This window comes from Falsiroseomonas sp. HC035, assembly GCF_050563525.1.
Classification (GTDB): domain Bacteria; phylum Pseudomonadota; class Alphaproteobacteria; order Acetobacterales; family Acetobacteraceae; genus Falsiroseomonas.
On sequence record NZ_JBNXUN010000001.1, the window covers coordinates 484,795 to 500,178 of the forward strand.

Here is a 15,384-nt window from a genome sequence, read left to right on the forward strand (position 1 = left end):
CAGCCCTGCGCATCGCCGCCCCCTGCACCCTTCGCTGCTATACGCCGCGCCCCCGTTGGCGCTAAGGAGCGCCCTCGGTCGGCATCCCGAAGCACAAGGCTAGCGCATCTTGGCGGCGAACAACTCCCCCGGTTCTCCACCCCCCGCTTCAACGGTTCCTGAAACGGGCATCGCCACGGACACCAGCGGCCTCACCCTGCTCGGCCGCAGCACCGGCGCGCCGGACCATCCGGACGCCGCGGTGCTCGAACGCGTGCCCAACCCGCATCCCGGCCTGCGCTACTGCGTCCGCTTCACCGCGCCGGAATTCACCTCGCTCTGCCCGATGACGGGCCAGCCGGACTTCGCCCATCTGATGATCGACTACATCCCCGGCGCCTGGCTGGTCGAGAGCAAGTCGCTCAAGCTGTACCTCACCGCCTTCCGCAACCACGGCGCCTTCCACGAGGCCTGCACCGTCGGCATCGCGCGCCGCCTGATGGCGGAGATCGCGCCGGAATGGCTGCGCATCGGCGGCTACTGGTACCCGCGCGGCGGCATCCCGATCGATGTCTTCTACGCGACGGGCGACGCACCGATTGGCGTCTGGATCCCGCCGCAGGACGTGCCGGGATACCGTGGGCGAGGCTGACGCGATCCGCGCCGAGGCGCTGCGCCTCGGCTTCGACGCCGTCGGCTTTGCCCGTGCGCATCTGGCGCCGGAGGCTCGTGCCCGCCTGCGCCAGTTCCTGGCGGAGGGTCTGCATGGCGGCATGGCCTGGATGGAGCCGCGCGCCGACCAGCGGGCCCATCCCCAGGCTCTCTGGCCCGAAGCCGTCAGCGTCATCTCCCTCGGCCTGAACTACGGGCCGGACTCGGATCCGCTCGAATCCCTCGCTTGGCGCGACCGCGGCACGATCAGCGTCTATGCGCGCAACCGGGACTACCACGACGTGGTCAAGAAGCGCCTGAAGGCGCTTGGCCAGTGGATGGCGCAACGCTTCAAGGGCCAGCCGCTGAAGGTCTTCGTCGACACCGCCCCGGTGATGGAAAAGCCGCTGGCGCAGCAGGCCGGACTCGGCTGGCAGGGCAAGCACACCAACCTGGTCAGCCGCACGCATGGCTCCTGGCTGTTTCTCGGCGAGATCTTCACCACGCTCGACCTCGCGCCCGATGCGGCCGAGCGCGACCATTGCGGCTCCTGCCGCGCCTGCCTCAATGTCTGCCCGACGGACGCCTTCCCCGCGCCCTACCGCCTCGATGCGCGCCGCTGCATCTCCTACCTCACCATCGAGCATCACGGCCCGATCCCGCACGAACTGCGCCCGAAGATGGGCAACCGCATCTATGGCTGCGACGACTGCCTCGCCGTCTGCCCCTGGAACAAATTTTCACAAGTTCACGCCGAGCCAGGATTCGCGCCGCGCGCCGAACTGACGGCGCCGCGCCTGGCCGAACTGGCTTTGCTGGACGAGGCGGCATTCCGCGCAAAATTCTCCGGCAGCCCCATCAAGCGCATCGGCCGCGACCGCTTCATCCGCAACGTCCTCGTCGCCATCGGCAATTCTGCCGACCCGGCGCTGCGCCCCGTGGCGCAGGCACTGTCCGAGGATGCCGACCCCACCGTCGCCGAATGCGCCCGATGGGCCACCGAAAGATTGCCTGCATGACCGAGAAAGCCCTGGTCCTGTTCAGCGGCGGCCAGGACAGCGCCACCTGTCTCGCCTGGGCGCTGGACCGCTTCGACCATGTCGAGACGCTCGGCTTCGACTACGGCCAGCGCCACGTCGTGGAACTGGAAGTCCGCGGCGCCGTGCGCGATGCCATGGCCGGCCACACCGGCTGGGCCGCGCGCCTCGGCCCCGACCACCTGCTGGACCTGGGTGCCTTGGGCGGCATCAGCGAAACCTCCCTCACCCGCGACGTCGCGATCGAGATGGAAACAGGCGGCCTGCCCAACACCTTCGTGCCCGGCCGCAACCTGATCTTCCTGACCTTCGCTGCCGCACTCGCCTTCCGGCGCGGCATCCGCCACATCGTCACCGGCGTCTGCGAGACCGATTACTCCGGCTATCCCGATTGCCGTGACGACACCATCAAGGCCCTCCAGGTCGCCATCAACCTCGGCATGGAGCGGCGCTTCGTGCTGCACACCCCGCTGATGTGGCGCGACAAGGCGGCGACCTGGGCGCTGGCTGAAACCCTGGGCGGCGGCACCCTCGTCGAGCAGATCCGCGCCCTGACCCTGTCCTGCTACCTCGGCGACCGCACGCCCCGCGACTGGGGCGCCGGCTGCGGCACCTGCCCGGCCTGCGAGTTGCGCGCCCAGGGGTGGAGGCGGTATCGCGCCGCATGACCGCACGACAGGAAGGCTTCCTCTATCTGCTCGGCTTCGCGCTGTGCATCCCGGCCGCGAACTGGATGATCGGCAACGTCGGCACCGTCTGCGTGCCGCAGGGGCCGTGCCTCATCCCGGTCGCACCGGGCGTCATGGCACCCTCCGGAGTGCTGATGATCGGCCTGGCGCTGGTGCTGCGGGACCTGGTGCAGCGACGGCTCGGGCTGGCCTGGGCCTTCGCCGCCATCCTGGCCGGTACCGCGCTGTCGGCCCTGCTGGCGCCGCCGGCGCTGGTGCTGGCCTCCGCCGTCGCCTTCCTGCTGTCGGAGGTCGCGGACCTCGGCGTCTACACCCCCCTGCAGCGCCGCGGCCTGGTGCTGGCGGTGCTGGCGAGCGGCCTGGTCGGGCTGCTGGTGGACAGCCTGGCCTTCCTCTGGCTGGCCTTCGGCAACCTGGACCTGCTGGCGGGCCAGGTGCTTGGCAAGCTTTGGATGGTGCTGGCCGCCCTGCCGCTGCTGCACTGGCTGCGCCGCCGCGATGCGCGGCTGGGACTGGCGGCATGAAGATCCTGGTGGTGCGCAATTCCGAAACCGCGCCGGAAGGCGCCTTCGGCGACTGGCTGCGCGACCAGGGCCACGACCTGTCAGTCGTCGCCGGCGCCGACCTGACCCCCGAGGCGATGCAGCAGGCCCCGCTGGTCGTCCTGCTCGGCTCCCCCCACGGCGTCTACCAGACCGAGATCCCCTGGATCGCAGGGCAGCGCGGGATGGTCGCCGCACGCCTCGCGGCCCGCCGCCCCCTCATCGGCATCTGTTTCGGTGCACAAATGATCGCGGTGGCCGCCGGCGGCGAGGTCGGCCGCATGCCGGATGGCCGCTTCTTCCGCGGCTGGCTCGGCCTCGACCAGGCCAGCGACCCTGCCCTCGCCGGCCCCTGGCCCCGCTGGCACGGCGACGCCATCACGCCGCCGCCTGCCGCCGAAATCCTGGCCCGCGACGCCGGCACCGTGCAGGCCTTCGCCCTGCCCAACGCCATCGGCGTGCAGTTCCACCCGGAGGCGACGCCGGCCCTTCTCGCCGATTGGGCGCGCCTGTCCCCCGACGGCAGCGTGGACGCCGAGGCCCTCGCCGCCGACAGCACGCGCCACTTCGCCGCCCGCCACGCCGCGCGCGACGCCCTGTTCGCCCTGCTGCTGCGCCGCACAGGCGCATGATCCCGCGCCTCGACACGCCGCGCCTGGTCCTGCGCCCCCACACCGCCGCGGATTTCCCGGCACTCGCCGCCCTCTGGGCCGACCCGGAAGTGACCCGCCACATCGGCGGCCGCCCCTTCACCGCGGAGGAAAGCTGGTCCCGCCTGCTGCGCTACGCCGGCCTCTGGCCGCTGCTTGGCTTCGGCTACTGGGCGGTGGAGGATCGCGCCACCGGCGCCTATCTCGGCGATGTCGGCTTCGCCGATTTCCATCGCGCCCTGGACCCGCCGGTGGAGGCCCTGCCCGAGATCGGCTGGGTCCTTGCCCCCGCCGCCCACGGCCGCGGCGTGGCGTCGGAGGCAGCCGGCGCGGCCCTGTCCTGGCTGCGCCGCGACTGCTTCTGCATCATCGCCCCGGCCAACGCCGGATCGCTGCGCGTCGCCGCCAAGCTCGGCTTCCTCCCGCGCGGACCGGCGCGCTACGGCGCCACCCCCATGCTGGTGTTGGAAAGGCCCTGCGCCCCCGGTCCTTAGGCCACCGGTCCTTAGGCGCCCGGTCCTTAGGCGCCCGATCCTTAGGCGCCCGGTGTCTGCAGTACGAAATAACCGTGCCGCCGCCGCGCCTCGGCCAGATCCACCCCGGCGCGGATATCCTTGAGGATCGCCTCCTCCTTCGCCTCGATCGCCTCCGCCACCCCCAGCACATCCGCCGCGCGGCTGGCCGGCACCACGACGACGCAGCTGTCGTCGGCGCAGATCACATCGCCCGGATCGACGCGGATGTGGCCCAGCACGATCGGCACGTTCACCGCCTCCAGCGCCACGCGGTCCTTGCCGGTGCGCGAATGGTTGGCCCGCGACCAGATCGGGTAGCCGTATTCCCGGCTTTCCCCCACGTCACGGTTCACACCCTCGATCACCGTGCCGGCGATGCCCTTGGCCTTCGCCGATTCCGTCAGGATGTTGCCCCACACGGTGCAGTCCAGCCGGCCGCGATTGTCGATGCAGATCACGTCGCCGGCCTCGGCCAAGTGCAGGAAATCCCCCACCGTGCCTCCGGCCGGCCCGACCGGCAGGTACAGCAGCGTCACCGCCTGCCCGCAGATCGTCGCCCCGTTCAGCATCGGCCGCAGCCCATCCACCTGTCCGGGCAGGCCCAGTTTATCCAGCGCGTCGGAGACGCAGGAGGTCGGCAGCTTGCCGAGGCGCTTGAGGATATCGGCATCCAGACGGTTCATCAGGTTCAATCCGGCTGAATGTTGGCGGCGCGGACCAGACCGCCCCAGGTTTCGACCTGGCCCTTGAAGAAGGTGCCAAGCTCGGCGGGCGAGGACAGGATCAGCCGCGCCTGCTGCGTCTCCGTCATCACCGTCTTCGCGCGTTCCTCGGACAGCGCCTCGCGCAGCGCGGTGTTCATGCGCGTGATCATCTCCGCCGGCGTGCCCTTCGGCGCGAACACCGCCCACCAGGCTTCGGCCTCCATGTTCGGGAAGCCCGCCTCCGCCGCGGTCTGCGTCTCGGGCAGCTTGGACAGGCGCTGCGGGCCGAACTGCAGCAGCGGCCGCAGCGACCCGCCGGAGATATGGGGCAGCATCAGCGCCGCGCTGCCGATCATCATGTCGACATGGCCGGCGACGGCATCGTTCACCGCCAGCCCGCCGCTGCGATACGGCACATGCGTGATGCGGATGCCCGCGCGCTCCGCCAGCCGGATCATCGACAGATGCCCCAGCGTGCCGTTGCCGGTCGATCCATAGGACACAGCATCCGGCCGCGCCTTCGCCGCCGCCACCACATCGGCGATGGTCCGGTACGGCTTGTCCGGCTTGCAGGCCACCGCATAGGGCGACCCGCCGATCAGCATCACCGGGTCGAGGTCGGTCAGTACGTCGAAAGGTGGGTTGCGCAGCAGCGCCGGGATCGTCGAATGGCTGTCGAAGGTCAGCAGCCAGGTCAGCCCATCCGGCCGCGCCTTGGCGACGATATCCGCCCCGATCGAACCCGCGGCGCCGGAGCGGTTCTCCACCACCACCGTCGCGCCGAGCCGTTCCGTCAGCCCCGCCGCCGCCAGCCGCGCCACCGCATCGGTCGATCCACCCGGCCCGAACGGCACGACGATGCGCATGGTCTGCCCCTGCGCGCGGGCGATGTGCGGCGTCGCGAGCAGGGCCGCCATGGCGCCCAGGCCCGTGCGGCGTGTGATGCTGGTCATTCTTGTGGTTCCTCCCGTTTGTCGCCGGCGCCTTCAGGTGCCGTGCGTGGTCGCGTCGAACAACTCCTCCACCCCAACCACGCGCGAAGTCAACCCATCCGCCTCGGCGTAGCGGCACATGGCGGCGAGTTCCGCACGGTTGCGGCCGAAGCCGTAGGGCCACGGATCGCCGCCCATCAACGCCGTCTGCGCTGCCGCCTCCGCCGCGATCCAAGGCAGCGAGACGCGCAGCACGTTGATCAGCGCAAGGTCCGCCAGCGCCTGCGCCTTGGCGCCGTTGAAGGCGGCGAACACCGCACCCGCCAGCCCGGGATGAGCCGCCGCCACGTCGCGCCGGATCGCCATGCAATGCATGATCGGGAAGAAGCCGGAGGCACGGAGATACGCCTCCTCCTCCGGCCGGCTGTCCGGCCACAGCCGCGCCACCGGCGCCGTGCCATTCACGAAGCAGGCAGGCGGCCGCGGCCCGATGATGGCGTCGATCCGCCCCTCCGCCAGCATCGCATCCAGCGTCTCGCCCGCCGCGATCTCGTGCATGTCGATGCCAGGCGGCAGGTCCAGCTTCGTGCGCTCGCCGGAGGATTTCCAGGCGATGCCGGACAGGTCCACGCCGTAATGCTCCCGCAGCATCCCGCGCACCCACATCGCGGCTGTCTGCTGGTATTCCGGCACGCCGATGGTGCGCCCCGCCAGGTCGCCCGGCCCGGCGATGCCGCGATCCGTCCGCACATAGACCGCCGAATGCCGGAAGGCGCGGGAGGGAAACACCGGCACGCCGATGTATCTCGAATCACCACGTCCGACCGACAGGATATGGCTCGCCATCGACAGCTCGGTGATGTCGTAACGCGCCTCCCGCATCGCGATGCGAAACAGCATCTCCGGCTCATCCGCCGTCGCCTCGATACCGAAGCCTTCGATGGCCCTGCGGCCATCCAGCACCGCCTGGGTGCGGTCGCTGCGGTGGCAGGCGAGCGTCAGTCTGGTCATGGCAGCGCCTTTGCGATGTTGTCCGGCGTGAAGGGCCAATGCGAAACGCGCACGGACAGCGCATCGGCGATGGCATTGGCGATGGCCGCGATCACCGGCCCCATGCTGCATTCCCCGGCGCCCAGCGGTGGCGCCTCCGGCCGCGCGATGATCTCCGCCTGCACCCGCGGCACCTCCGGGAAGCGCAGGATCGGGTAGGTCTCCCAACTGTCGGAGGTGACGTTGCGCGCATCGTGCCGCACCGCCTCCAGCAGGCACATGGAGGTCGCCTGGATGGCACCGCCCTCGATCTGGTTCAGCGTGCCGTCGGGGTTGATCACCTCCCCCACATCGGTCGCGAGCCACAGCCGTCGGCAGAAGATCCGTTCACGCGCCTCGATCTCCGCGACGGCCGCGCACCAGGCGCCGGTACCCTTGTAGCGCGCCACAGCGAGGCCCATCCCGAAGCCCTCCCGCGCCTCGCGCCCTGCCCATCCCGCCATCGCCGCGGCACGCGACAGCACGTCCCGCGCCCGCGCATCGTCCAGGTGACGCAGCCGGTGCGCCAGTGGGTCCTCCCCCACCGCCGCCGCCATCTCGTCCATCACGCTCTCGATCGCCCAGACATTGATCAGCGCGCCGAGGCCGCGCAGCGCACTGCTGCGCATCGGCATGACCGAAAGCTGCGACATGCCGACGCGCAACGCCGGCACCCGGTATTGCGGCACCGCATTGCGCTGCGCCCCGCCGCCACCCGCCAGCGCCGGGTTGATCGACAGCGGCACGGGAAACGCCTCCGCGATCATGGAGGCCGCCAGCAGCGTCGGATGCTGCCCGCGCCCGGGCCGCCCGGAATGGCCGTTGGAGGTCACGTGCTGGTCCCAGCGCAGCAGCGTCCCTTGGGCATCCGCCTCCGCCGCCACATCCACCAGCATCGCCGGCGACATCGGCCCCCAGCCCAGCTCCTCCGCCCGCGACCACAGCACGCGCACCGGCACGCCGGGATGCGCGCGGGCCACCAGCGCGGCGTCCAGCGCCACGTCATCGGCGCCGTTGTGGCCGTAGCAGCCGGCACCTTCGACATGCTGGATCAGAATGTCCTCGGCCGGCATCCGCAGCGCCTTCGCCAGGTCGCTGCGCAAATTGTAGATGCCCTGGCTGTGGCTCCACACCCGCACCGTCTCGCCATCCCACTGCGCGATGGCGCAGCTCGTGCCGATCGAGCCATGCGTCACGAAGGGCCGGAAGAACGTCCGCGCGATGCGATGCACGGCTTCGGGCGTCTCCGCCGCGCGCTCCGCCACCACGGACCGCTCCGCCGCCGCGTCGCGCAGCCAGGCTTCCAGCGCGCCGTCCTCCGGCAGCGTATCGCGCTGCTCCCACTCCGCCCGCGCCGCCACGCGCGCCGCCGCGGCTTCCGCGTGGTATTCCTCCGCCGCCACCACGGCCAGCACGCTGCCGTCGCGGAACACGCTGGCCCCGCCCGGCAACGCGCCGTCCCGCACCGCCAGCAGCCGCGCGCCGCGCGCCACAGGCCGCACCATCCGCGCATGCAGCATCCCAGGAAAGCGGAGGTCGTGGATGAAGCGCGGTGCGCCGAACACCTTTTCCGGCAGATCGAGCCGCGGCGCGGAAGTCCCGGCGATGCGCCGCGCCGACGCGGGCCGCGCCGCCACTTCGGGCGTCGCCTCCACCGCCAGCAGGTCGCTGTTCGCGAGCGACCAGTAGCTGCCCAGCACGCGCCCATCCGGCGCCACGAAATCCCCGTTCCGCACCGCGATGTCGTCGCGCGACACGCCACTGCGCTGCGCCACCACGCCCAGGAAGATGCCGCGCGCCTCGGCGCAGGCGTGCCGCACCGCCATCCCGGATTCCTGCACGGACAGGCTGCCGCTGGTCACCGCCTCATCCGGGCTCTCCGGGGTGCTCGCCGCCTGCACGCGAATGCGCGACAGCGCCACCTCCAGCTCCTCCGCCGCGATCTGTGCCAGCGCGGTCAGGATGCCCTGGCCGAGTTCCACCTTGCCCGGCGTCAGCACCACCACCCCATTCGGCAGCAGCCGCAGCCAACGATCCAACCGCCGGTTCACATGCAGGCTGCCCGGCAGCCTGGGCCGCCCATCGGCCGCCGCCGTGCCGTGAAAGGCGAGGTTCATGCCGCCATCTCCGCCGCCGCCTGCATCAGCGCACGCAGGATGCGGTTGTGGCTGCCGCAGCGGCACAGATGCGGCGCCAATGCCTCCCGCCACTCCTCCTCGCTCGGCCGAGGATTGTCGCGCAGCACCGCCACCGCGCGGATCTGAATGCCGGACAGGCAGAAGCCGCACTGCCCCGCCTGATGATCCAGCAGCGCGCGTTGCACTGGATGCGGCACCTCGGCCGTGCCGAGGCCCTCCACCGTCACCACGCGCCGCCCGGCCACGTCACCCACCGGCAGCGTGCAGGCGGTGCGCGGCACGTCATCCACCAGCACCAGGCAGGCGCCACACTGCTCCGCGCCGCAGCCAAAGCGCGTGCCCGACAACCCGAGCGGCCCGCGCAGTTCCGCCAGCAGCGACGCCTCCGGCTCGATCGGCGCGGAAACCTCCGCGCCGTTCAGGATGAACGCAACACTCAAGCCGGCGTCATCTTCGCCATGCGGATGAACTCCGCCTGCCGCGTGATGTCAGCGCGCAGATAGGCATCAAAGGCCTCGATGCTCATCGCCAGCGGCTGTGCGCCGAGCCTCGCCTGCGCCTCCTGCGTCGCCGGCAGCGCCAGGATGCGGTTGACCTCCGCGTTGATGCGCTGGCGCAGCTCCAGCGGCGTCGCCGCCGGCGCCATGAAGCCGAGCCAGATGGAGGCCTCGTAGCCGGGGATGGTCTCCGCCACCGCCGGCAGGTCCGGCATCAGGCTGCTGCGCGTCGGGCCGGTCGTCGCGAAGCCGCGCACCCGCCCACCCTCGATCTGCGGCCGCATGGTCGGGATCGCGTCGAACATGATCGGCACGGTGCCGGAGATCACGGCGGTACGCGCCTCGTTCGATCCCCGGAAGGGCACATGCGTCGCGGTCGCGCCGGCCATCGCCAGGAACACCTCCCCCGCCACGTGATACGGCGTGCCGGGGCCGGAGGAGGCGTAGTCGTACTTCCCTGGATTGGCCCGCAGCAGCGCGATCAGCTCCGCCAGGTTGTTCGCGGGTACGGAGGGATGCACCGCCAGCACGTGATGCGCGATGTTGATGGAGGCGACCGGCGCCAAGTCCCGCATCAGCACATAGGGCCGGTTCGGCAGCAGCGTCTCGTTCGCCGTGTGGGTGTTCGACATCAGCAGCAGGGAATGCCCATCCGGCGCCGACTTCGCGATATTGTCGGTGCCGATGGTGGCGCCGGCGCCCGGGCGGTTCTCCACCACGAAGGGCTGCCCGAAGGCCTGCGCCAGCGGCTCCGCCAGGAAACGCGCCGCGACATCCGCCGATCCGCCGAGGCCGAACGGGACCACGATGCGCACGGGCCGGTTCGGCCAGGCGCCCTGCGCCCGAAGCAGTCCGGGCGCCGCCAAGGCGCCCGCGGCGCCGAGCATCAACCTGCGTCCGATCATTCTTCGTTCCTCCCGTGCAAACTGTCAGCAGAAGATTGCGCCACTGCGCCGGAAGGGCAAGGCCCAGCCCGGGACGGGCAACGACCAAGTCAGAACCGCGCCAGGCGCCCGCGCACCCGCGCCAGGAACGCCGCCCGCCGCGCGTCGGAGGCCCGGTTCATGTCGTACAGCGCATGGTAGTCGATGGCCGCGCGCCCGGCGGTGATGACGCGGAGGTAGCGCGTCACCGCCATGCGCGGCGGATCGCCCACCAGCATCGCTGTCCAGCGCGGCCTGCCGTAGGTGCTGATCCCGGCGATCTTCCGGATGTGCAGCAGGTTCGGCTTCGCCACGCCGCCCTCCAGCCGGAAGGACACGCCGGGCAGCAGCACGCGGTCCATCCAGCCCTTCAGGATCGCCGGCAGCCCGAAGCACCAGGTCGGGAAGGACAGCACCAGCGCCTCGGCGGTCTCCAGCCGGCGCACGTAGTCCTCCACCGGCGCCCGGTTGCCCGGCACCTCATGGTAGCCGCGCCGCTCCGCCGCACTCAGCACCGGATCGAACCCCTCCGCATACAGGTCGCAGAGATCCGTCTCGTGCCCGGCGGCGCGCAGCCCGTCCCGCGCCGCATCGCGGATCGCGGCATGGAAACTGTCCTCCAGCGGATGCGCGTACAGGTACAGCACGCGCATCAGCGGTGCGTCCCGGCGATCACAGCGATATCCTCCGGCGCCAATTCCACCGGAATGCCGTTGCGGATGAGTTCGGCGAAGCCCTCGTTCGGCGCCATGAAGGTCAGGCAGTACAGTTTTTCCGCGGTGTCGTTGACGACCACATGCTCCACCCCCGGCCGCAGCACGAAGGCATCGCCCGGCCCGACCGGCATCTCCACGCCATCCGCATAGGCCTTGCCCGCACCGGCGAGGACGAAGAAGCATTCCTCCGCCGCCGCATGGGTGTTCGGCGGCGTCCGCCCGCCCGGCTCGAAGATCTCCACCACCATGGTGAAGCTCACCCCATCCGCCACCGGGTCGAACAGGCAGGCGAAGTAGTTGCTGTCCCCCGCGGCGATGCGGAAGCCGCGCAGACCGGCGGCGCGGCGCGCGAGCACGGGAGCGGACATCATCGGCGCGGATTCTCCATTGCAGGCCAGCACCGGAAAGTTGCATCACCCGCGCCGTCCCCAACAAGGCCCGATGCATGCGCGTGCTGATGATCTACTGCCACCCCCGCCCGGACAGCCTCTGCGCCGCGCTGCGCGACGCGGCGAAGGCGGCGCTGGAGGCGAAGGGTCACCAGGTGGATCTGCGCGACCTCTACGCCGAGGGTTTCCAGCCGGTGCTGACGGCCGAGGAACGCGGCCGCTACCACGACCCGGAAACCAACCTCGCCGGCATCGAGGACCATGTCGAAAGCCTGCGCCGCGCCGACGCGCTGCTGCTGGTGCACCCCACCTGGTGGTACGGCATGCCGGCGATGCTGAAGGGCTGGTTCGACCGCATCTGGGCGCCTGGCGTCGCCTTCCGGCTCGGCGAGGGCGCCATCGAGCCGTTGCTCACCAACATCAAGCGCATCGGCGTCATCACCACCTACGGCTCGCCGCACTGGCTGCTGTGGTACATCGGCCGCATCGACCGCAAGCTGCTCGGCCGCGGCATCCGCCGCCTGTGTGCCAAGGGCTGCCGCACGGATTGGTACACGCTGACCAGCATGGACCACCGCAGCCCTGCCGAATGCGCCGCCTTCGTCGCCCGCGTCAGCCGGCAGATGGCGCGCTGGTGAGGCAAAGCAGCGCCGCCACCGCCTGCTCCGGCCGCTCCACCGCCACCGCCCCGGCCGCCGCCAGCACCGCCAGCTTCGCCGCCGCCGTCTCCCGCGCCGCGCCGGCCAGCGCGCCGGCATGGCCCATCCGCGTGCCCTCCGGAGCGTGGCGCCCCATCACCAGCGCGACCAGCGGCTTGCCGAAGTCCTGCAGCGCCGCCGCCAGCGCGTATTCCTTGTCGCCGCCCAACTCCCCGCAATACAGCACCGCGCGCGTCGCCGGATCGGCCGCCAGCAGCGCCAGGTAGTCCTGCGGGTTGCGGCCGATCACCAGATCGCCGCCCATATGGATCACGGCGCTCTGGCCGATCCCCGCCTCGGTCAGCAACCGCGCCAGCGCCAGGGTCAGCGTGCCGCTACGGCACAGCAGGGCGACAGGACCTGGCGTGCAGAACTCCGGCGCGATGGAACCCAGCAGCGTGCGCTCCGGAATGCACAGCCCCAGCGTGTTCGGCCCGACCAGCCAGCACCCGCCGGCGCGGGCTTCCTGCGCCGCCTTCAGCCCGTCATGCACCGGCACGTATTCGGCCGCCGCGACAATCAGGGGAATGCGCGCCGCAACGGCCGCCCGCACCGCATCCAGCACCCCCTCCGGCGGCGTGTAGAGCACCGCCGCATCGGCGGGCGCGTCCAGTTCGGAAAGATCATCGAGCAGCGGCAGCCCGTCCAGCATGGTGCCGCCACGCCCGGGCGCGATGCCCGCCACCAGCGCCGTGCCCGCCGCGCGCATGGCGGCGACCTGCGCCATGGCGTAGCGTCCGGTCGGGTTGACGATGACGACGCGCCGCGGCGCATCGTGCAGGAAGTTGAACGGCATCACGGGGCGGCACGATGCGGCTGACGGAGTGGGACGGCAAGGTGGCGCTGCGCCGCCATGGCATCGCGGTGCCGCAGGGCCTGCTGCTGCACGACCAGGCCGCGCCAGCCGGCTGGGTGGACGCTGTGGTCAAGGCGCAGATCCTGGAGGGTGGCCGCGGCAAGCGCGGCCTGGTGCAGCGCGGCGATGCCACGATCCTGGCGCACGACATCCGCCATCGCCTGGACGACCCGGCGGCACCGCTGCTGCTGGAACGCCCGCTCGCCATCGCGCAGGAGATCTTCCTGGCACTCCGCGTCGACGGCACCGCGCAGGCGCTGGAAGTGCTGTGCTCCCCCGCCGGCGGCATCGAGGTCGAGGACGGCCCGCCGCCGCTGCGCTGGCACCTCCTGCCGGATTCGCCCACCGCCCCCGCCGACAGCCTCCGCGCCCTGCGCCAGGGCTTCCCCCCTGACCTCGCCGCCCGCCTCGCCCGCCTCGTGCTGCGCCTGGCGCGGCTGATGGTGGCGGAGGATCTGGAGAGCCTGGAGATCAACCCCCTCGCCCGCCTCGCCGATGGCACCCTCATCGCCTGCGACTGCAAGGCGGTGCGCGACGAGGCCGCCGGCTTCCGCCACGATGCGGAGGCCACCGCCCTGTCCGCCGCCCTGGACTCCGCCGCGATGACGCCGTTGGAACGCCGCGCCCGCGCCGAGGGCTTCCAGATGGTGGAACTGCCCGGCGGCCGCGTCGCTATGGTCACCGCCGGGGCCGGGCTCGGCATGATGATGCTGGACCTGCTGGGCGATGCCGGCTGCCCCGCCGCCTGCTTCATGGACAACGCCCAGGGCGGTCCCGCCGAGACCGCGCCCCAGCGCTTCGCCCTGGCCTTCGAGATGGCGGAGCGGCCGGAGGTGGAGGCGGTGCTGTTCTATACCACCCTCGCCTCCCGCCCCCTGCGCGGCCGGGTGGAGGCGCTGGCCGCAGCCCTGCGCCAGCGCCCCTCGCCGAAGCCGCTGTTCGTCGGGCTGGCTGCCGGGCACGCCGCGCTGGCAGGATATTCCATGGCGCAGGCCGCGGCGGATCTCGCCGCCGTCGGCGTCACGGCGCTGGAGGCGGACCCGCACGCCCTGGTAAGGCAACTGGCCGCGACGATCGGCCCGAGGAGTCCCGCATGACATCCCTGCCCGACCTCTTCGCCCCGCTCGACCCGGCCACCCAGCCGGTGGTCCCGGTCGAGGGCTACCCCAACACCATCCGCCGCAACCCCGCCCGCGCCGCCTTCCGCCGGCCGCTGACCCGGACCGAACTGACGGGACCGCTCGACCTCTCCGCCAAGCTGCGGCCGGGCGACGACAACCTGGCGGTGCTGGAACCCGGCCGGCCAGCGCAGGGCCAGTTGATCCATGTCGGCGGCCGGGTGCTGGACGAGGATGGCAGGCCGGTGGCCGGTGCCATCGTCGAGCTGTGGCAGGCCAATGCCGGCGGCCGCTACTTCCACCCCATCGACCAGCGCGACGCCCCGCTCGACCCGAACTTCATCGGCAATGGCCGCACCTGCAGCGACGACGAGGGACGCTATGGCTTCTTCACCATCAAGCCCGGCGCCTATCCAGTGCCCGACAGCGGCCGCTGGTGGCGACCGCCGCACATTCACATCTCCGTCCTCGGCCCGGGCTCACTCATGCGCCTCGTGACGCAGATGTACTTCCCGGGCGACCCGCTGAACGCCATCGACCGCATCCTGAACTCGGTGCCCGACGCCGGTGCCCGCGCCCGCTGCATCGCCGGCGCCTTGCGGCCAACGGAAGTCGCCGGCGACTGGCTCGGATACACCCATGATTTGGTGCTGCGCGGCCGCCACGCGACGCCGCCGCTGTGATGCGAACCAACGCCCCGCTGGTGCCGACCGCCTGGGCCACCATCGGCCCCTTCTTCCCGCAGACCTTCTTCCACGAGGGCGACAACGACCTGACCCGCATGGCGCCCGGCGCGCCGCCCACCGCACGCGGCGAGCCGATGTGGCTCACCGGCCGCGTGCTGCAGGAAGGCGGCGGCGCCTGCGTCAATGCCGTGCTGGAAGCCTGGCAGGCCGATGCCGAAGGTCGCTTCCGCCACCCGCGCGACCCGGACTGGCAGCTTGCCGACCCCGGCTTCCATGGCTGGGGCCGCGCCTGGACCGATGCCGAGGGGCGCTTCGCCTTCCGCACCATCGTCCCCGGCGCCTATCGGGACGCGGCCGGCCCGCGTGCCCCGCACATCAACCTGACGCTGATCGGCAGCGGCATCATGGGCCGCCTGTCAACCTGCGTCTTCCTCCCCGGCGAGGCCAATGCAGCCGACCCCGTGCTCTCCACCCTGCCCGCCCCGCTCCGCCCCCTGCTGGTGGCACGGCCGGACGGCGTCGCGGAGGATGGCGCCAGGCGCTTCACCCTCGACCTGCTGCTGCGCGGCGCGCCGGAGGCCGAGACACCCTTCTTCGAGGACTAGCAGACAGCGCAATTTGTCTGGAGAAGCTCT

19 protein-coding genes are annotated in these 15,384 nt (G+C 71.5%); 10 read left to right on the forward strand and 9 right to left on the reverse strand.

Annotated features, from left to right (window positions below):
- The first annotated feature begins 169 nt into the window (after positions 1 to 169).
- Genes queF through ACLF3G_RS02430 form a run of 6 tightly spaced genes read left to right on the forward strand, consistent with a single transcriptional unit; the run spans position 170 to position 4,042 of the window.
- Positions 170 to 631: a preQ(1) synthase gene (gene queF, locus ACLF3G_RS02405; protein ID WP_430668132.1), complete on the forward strand. Its 462-nt coding sequence runs from the start codon at positions 170 to 172 to the stop codon at positions 629 to 631.
- Complete coding sequence (gene queG / locus ACLF3G_RS02410; protein WP_430667714.1) at positions 618 to 1,649, forward strand: tRNA epoxyqueuosine(34) reductase QueG; 1,032 nt, start codon at positions 618 to 620, stop codon at positions 1,647 to 1,649. The genes queF and queG overlap by 14 nt, the downstream gene beginning before the upstream one ends.
- Complete coding sequence (queC, locus tag ACLF3G_RS02415) at positions 1,646 to 2,335, forward strand: 7-cyano-7-deazaguanine synthase QueC (protein WP_430667715.1); 690 nt, start codon at positions 1,646 to 1,648, stop codon at positions 2,333 to 2,335. The genes queG and queC overlap by 4 nt, the downstream gene beginning before the upstream one ends.
- Positions 2,332 to 2,880 carry a VUT family protein gene (locus tag ACLF3G_RS02420; RefSeq protein WP_430667716.1) on the forward strand — a complete coding sequence of 183 codons (549 nt, stop codon included), beginning with the start codon at positions 2,332 to 2,334 and terminating at the stop codon, positions 2,878 to 2,880. Before queC ends, ACLF3G_RS02420 begins: the two co-directional genes overlap by 4 nt.
- Positions 2,877 to 3,530, forward strand: a complete 654-nt coding sequence (locus tag ACLF3G_RS02425; RefSeq protein ID WP_430667717.1) for a type 1 glutamine amidotransferase — start codon at positions 2,877 to 2,879, stop codon at positions 3,528 to 3,530. The genes ACLF3G_RS02420 and ACLF3G_RS02425 overlap by 4 nt, the downstream gene beginning before the upstream one ends.
- Positions 3,527 to 4,042 carry a GNAT family N-acetyltransferase gene (locus ACLF3G_RS02430; protein WP_430667718.1) on the forward strand — a complete coding sequence of 172 codons (516 nt, stop codon included), beginning with the start codon at positions 3,527 to 3,529 and terminating at the stop codon, positions 4,040 to 4,042. Before ACLF3G_RS02425 ends, ACLF3G_RS02430 begins: the two co-directional genes overlap by 4 nt.
- A gap of 41 nt (positions 4,043 to 4,083) precedes the next feature.
- Here ACLF3G_RS02430 and ACLF3G_RS02435 read toward each other — a convergent pair whose 3' ends face one another.
- The 8 genes from ACLF3G_RS02435 to ACLF3G_RS02470 all read right to left on the reverse strand — a co-directional run bounded on the left by ACLF3G_RS02435 (position 4,084) and on the right by ACLF3G_RS02470 (position 11,373).
- Positions 4,084 to 4,746 (reverse strand): RraA family protein, encoded by a 663-nt coding sequence (locus tag ACLF3G_RS02435; RefSeq protein ID WP_430667719.1) that lies wholly within the window; start codon positions 4,744 to 4,746, stop codon positions 4,084 to 4,086.
- 5 nt (positions 4,747 to 4,751) lie between these two features.
- Positions 4,752 to 5,720: a Bug family tripartite tricarboxylate transporter substrate binding protein gene (locus tag ACLF3G_RS02440; RefSeq protein ID WP_430667720.1), complete on the reverse strand. Its 969-nt coding sequence runs from the start codon at positions 5,718 to 5,720 to the stop codon at positions 4,752 to 4,754.
- Positions 5,721 to 5,753: 33 nt separating this feature from the next.
- A complete protein-coding gene (locus ACLF3G_RS02445; RefSeq protein ID WP_430667721.1) occupies positions 5,754 to 6,710 on the reverse strand; it encodes an ABC transporter substrate-binding protein in 957 nt (318 codons plus the stop codon).
- Positions 6,707 to 8,845, reverse strand: coding sequence for a molybdopterin cofactor-binding domain-containing protein (locus ACLF3G_RS02450; protein WP_430667722.1), 2,139 nt, complete (start codon positions 8,843 to 8,845; stop codon positions 6,707 to 6,709). Before ACLF3G_RS02450 ends, ACLF3G_RS02445 begins: the two co-directional genes overlap by 4 nt.
- Positions 8,842 to 9,306, reverse strand: coding sequence for a (2Fe-2S)-binding protein (locus ACLF3G_RS02455; RefSeq protein ID WP_430667723.1), 465 nt, complete (start codon positions 9,304 to 9,306; stop codon positions 8,842 to 8,844). Before ACLF3G_RS02455 ends, ACLF3G_RS02450 begins: the two co-directional genes overlap by 4 nt.
- Complete coding sequence (locus ACLF3G_RS02460) at positions 9,303 to 10,268, reverse strand: tripartite tricarboxylate transporter substrate binding protein (RefSeq protein WP_430667724.1); 966 nt, start codon at positions 10,266 to 10,268, stop codon at positions 9,303 to 9,305. Before ACLF3G_RS02460 ends, ACLF3G_RS02455 begins: the two co-directional genes overlap by 4 nt.
- Positions 10,269 to 10,357: 89 nt before the next feature.
- The gene (locus ACLF3G_RS02465; protein WP_430667725.1) at positions 10,358 to 10,939 is read right to left on the reverse strand and encodes an NAD(P)H-dependent oxidoreductase; all 582 of its coding nucleotides are present in this window, start codon (positions 10,937 to 10,939) and stop codon (positions 10,358 to 10,360) included.
- The gene (locus tag ACLF3G_RS02470; protein ID WP_430667726.1) at positions 10,939 to 11,373 is read right to left on the reverse strand and encodes a cupin domain-containing protein; all 435 of its coding nucleotides are present in this window, start codon (positions 11,371 to 11,373) and stop codon (positions 10,939 to 10,941) included. Before ACLF3G_RS02470 ends, ACLF3G_RS02465 begins: the two co-directional genes overlap by 1 nt.
- Before the next feature lie 74 nt (positions 11,374 to 11,447).
- Between ACLF3G_RS02470 and ACLF3G_RS02475 the strand changes: the two genes are divergently transcribed.
- Entirely contained in the window at positions 11,448 to 12,029 is a 582-nt protein-coding gene (locus ACLF3G_RS02475; RefSeq protein ID WP_430667727.1) for an NAD(P)H-dependent oxidoreductase, read from the forward strand.
- Here the strand turns inward: ACLF3G_RS02475 and ACLF3G_RS02480 are convergent.
- Positions 12,004 to 12,885 (reverse strand): CoA-binding protein, encoded by an 882-nt coding sequence (locus ACLF3G_RS02480; RefSeq protein ID WP_430667728.1) that lies wholly within the window; start codon positions 12,883 to 12,885, stop codon positions 12,004 to 12,006. The two genes, ACLF3G_RS02475 and ACLF3G_RS02480, sit on opposite strands and share 26 nt — an antisense overlap.
- Positions 12,886 to 12,899: 14 nt before the next feature.
- Here ACLF3G_RS02480 and ACLF3G_RS02485 point away from each other — a divergent pair, with 14 nt between their 5' ends.
- The 3 genes from ACLF3G_RS02485 to pcaG are packed head-to-tail and all read left to right on the forward strand — an operon-like array spanning position 12,900 to position 15,354.
- Positions 12,900 to 14,042 (forward strand): ATP-grasp domain-containing protein, encoded by a 1,143-nt coding sequence (locus ACLF3G_RS02485; protein WP_430667729.1) that lies wholly within the window; start codon positions 12,900 to 12,902, stop codon positions 14,040 to 14,042.
- Entirely contained in the window at positions 14,039 to 14,746 is a 708-nt protein-coding gene (locus ACLF3G_RS02490; RefSeq protein ID WP_430667730.1) for a protocatechuate 3,4-dioxygenase subunit beta, read from the forward strand. The genes ACLF3G_RS02485 and ACLF3G_RS02490 overlap by 4 nt, the downstream gene beginning before the upstream one ends.
- Positions 14,746 to 15,354: a protocatechuate 3,4-dioxygenase subunit alpha gene (pcaG, locus tag ACLF3G_RS02495; protein WP_430667731.1), complete on the forward strand. Its 609-nt coding sequence runs from the start codon at positions 14,746 to 14,748 to the stop codon at positions 15,352 to 15,354. The genes ACLF3G_RS02490 and pcaG overlap by 1 nt, the downstream gene beginning before the upstream one ends.
- The last annotated feature ends 30 nt before the right edge of the window (positions 15,355 to 15,384 follow it).

What these genes read in the sequence shown, in the direction of transcription:
- ACLF3G_RS02470 (WP_430667726.1), bottom strand. Translation starts at nt 11,373, where the DNA reads ATGATGTCCGCTCCCGTGCTCGCGCGCCGCGCCGCCGGTCTGCGCGGC.
- ACLF3G_RS02445 (WP_430667721.1), bottom strand. Translation starts at nt 6,710, where the DNA reads ATGACCAGACTGACGCTCGCCTGCCACCGCAGCGACCGCACCCAGGCG.
- ACLF3G_RS02480 (WP_430667728.1), bottom strand. Translation starts at nt 12,885, where the DNA reads ATGCCGTTCAACTTCCTGCACGATGCGCCGCGGCGCGTCGTCATCGTC.
- ACLF3G_RS02435 (WP_430667719.1), bottom strand. Translation starts at nt 4,746, where the DNA reads ATGAACCGTCTGGATGCCGATATCCTCAAGCGCCTCGGCAAGCTGCCG.
- ACLF3G_RS02465 (WP_430667725.1), bottom strand. Translation starts at nt 10,939, where the DNA reads ATGCGCGTGCTGTACCTGTACGCGCATCCGCTGGAGGACAGTTTCCAT.
- ACLF3G_RS02475 (WP_430667727.1), top strand. Translation starts at nt 11,448, where the DNA reads ATGCGCGTGCTGATGATCTACTGCCACCCCCGCCCGGACAGCCTCTGC.
- ACLF3G_RS02460 (WP_430667724.1), bottom strand. Translation starts at nt 10,268, where the DNA reads ATGATCGGACGCAGGTTGATGCTCGGCGCCGCGGGCGCCTTGGCGGCG.
- ACLF3G_RS02430 (WP_430667718.1), top strand. Translation starts at nt 3,527, where the DNA reads ATGATCCCGCGCCTCGACACGCCGCGCCTGGTCCTGCGCCCCCACACC.
- ACLF3G_RS02485 (WP_430667729.1), top strand. Translation starts at nt 12,900, where the DNA reads ATGCGGCTGACGGAGTGGGACGGCAAGGTGGCGCTGCGCCGCCATGGC.
- ACLF3G_RS02490 (WP_430667730.1), top strand. Translation starts at nt 14,039, where the DNA reads ATGACATCCCTGCCCGACCTCTTCGCCCCGCTCGACCCGGCCACCCAG.
- queC (WP_430667715.1), top strand. Translation starts at nt 1,646, where the DNA reads ATGACCGAGAAAGCCCTGGTCCTGTTCAGCGGCGGCCAGGACAGCGCC.
- ACLF3G_RS02450 (WP_430667722.1), bottom strand. Translation starts at nt 8,845, where the DNA reads ATGAACCTCGCCTTTCACGGCACGGCGGCGGCCGATGGGCGGCCCAGG.
- pcaG (WP_430667731.1), top strand. Translation starts at nt 14,746, where the DNA reads ATGCGAACCAACGCCCCGCTGGTGCCGACCGCCTGGGCCACCATCGGC.
- ACLF3G_RS02420 (WP_430667716.1), top strand. Translation starts at nt 2,332, where the DNA reads ATGACCGCACGACAGGAAGGCTTCCTCTATCTGCTCGGCTTCGCGCTG.
- ACLF3G_RS02425 (WP_430667717.1), top strand. Translation starts at nt 2,877, where the DNA reads ATGAAGATCCTGGTGGTGCGCAATTCCGAAACCGCGCCGGAAGGCGCC.
- ACLF3G_RS02440 (WP_430667720.1), bottom strand. Translation starts at nt 5,720, where the DNA reads ATGACCAGCATCACACGCCGCACGGGCCTGGGCGCCATGGCGGCCCTG.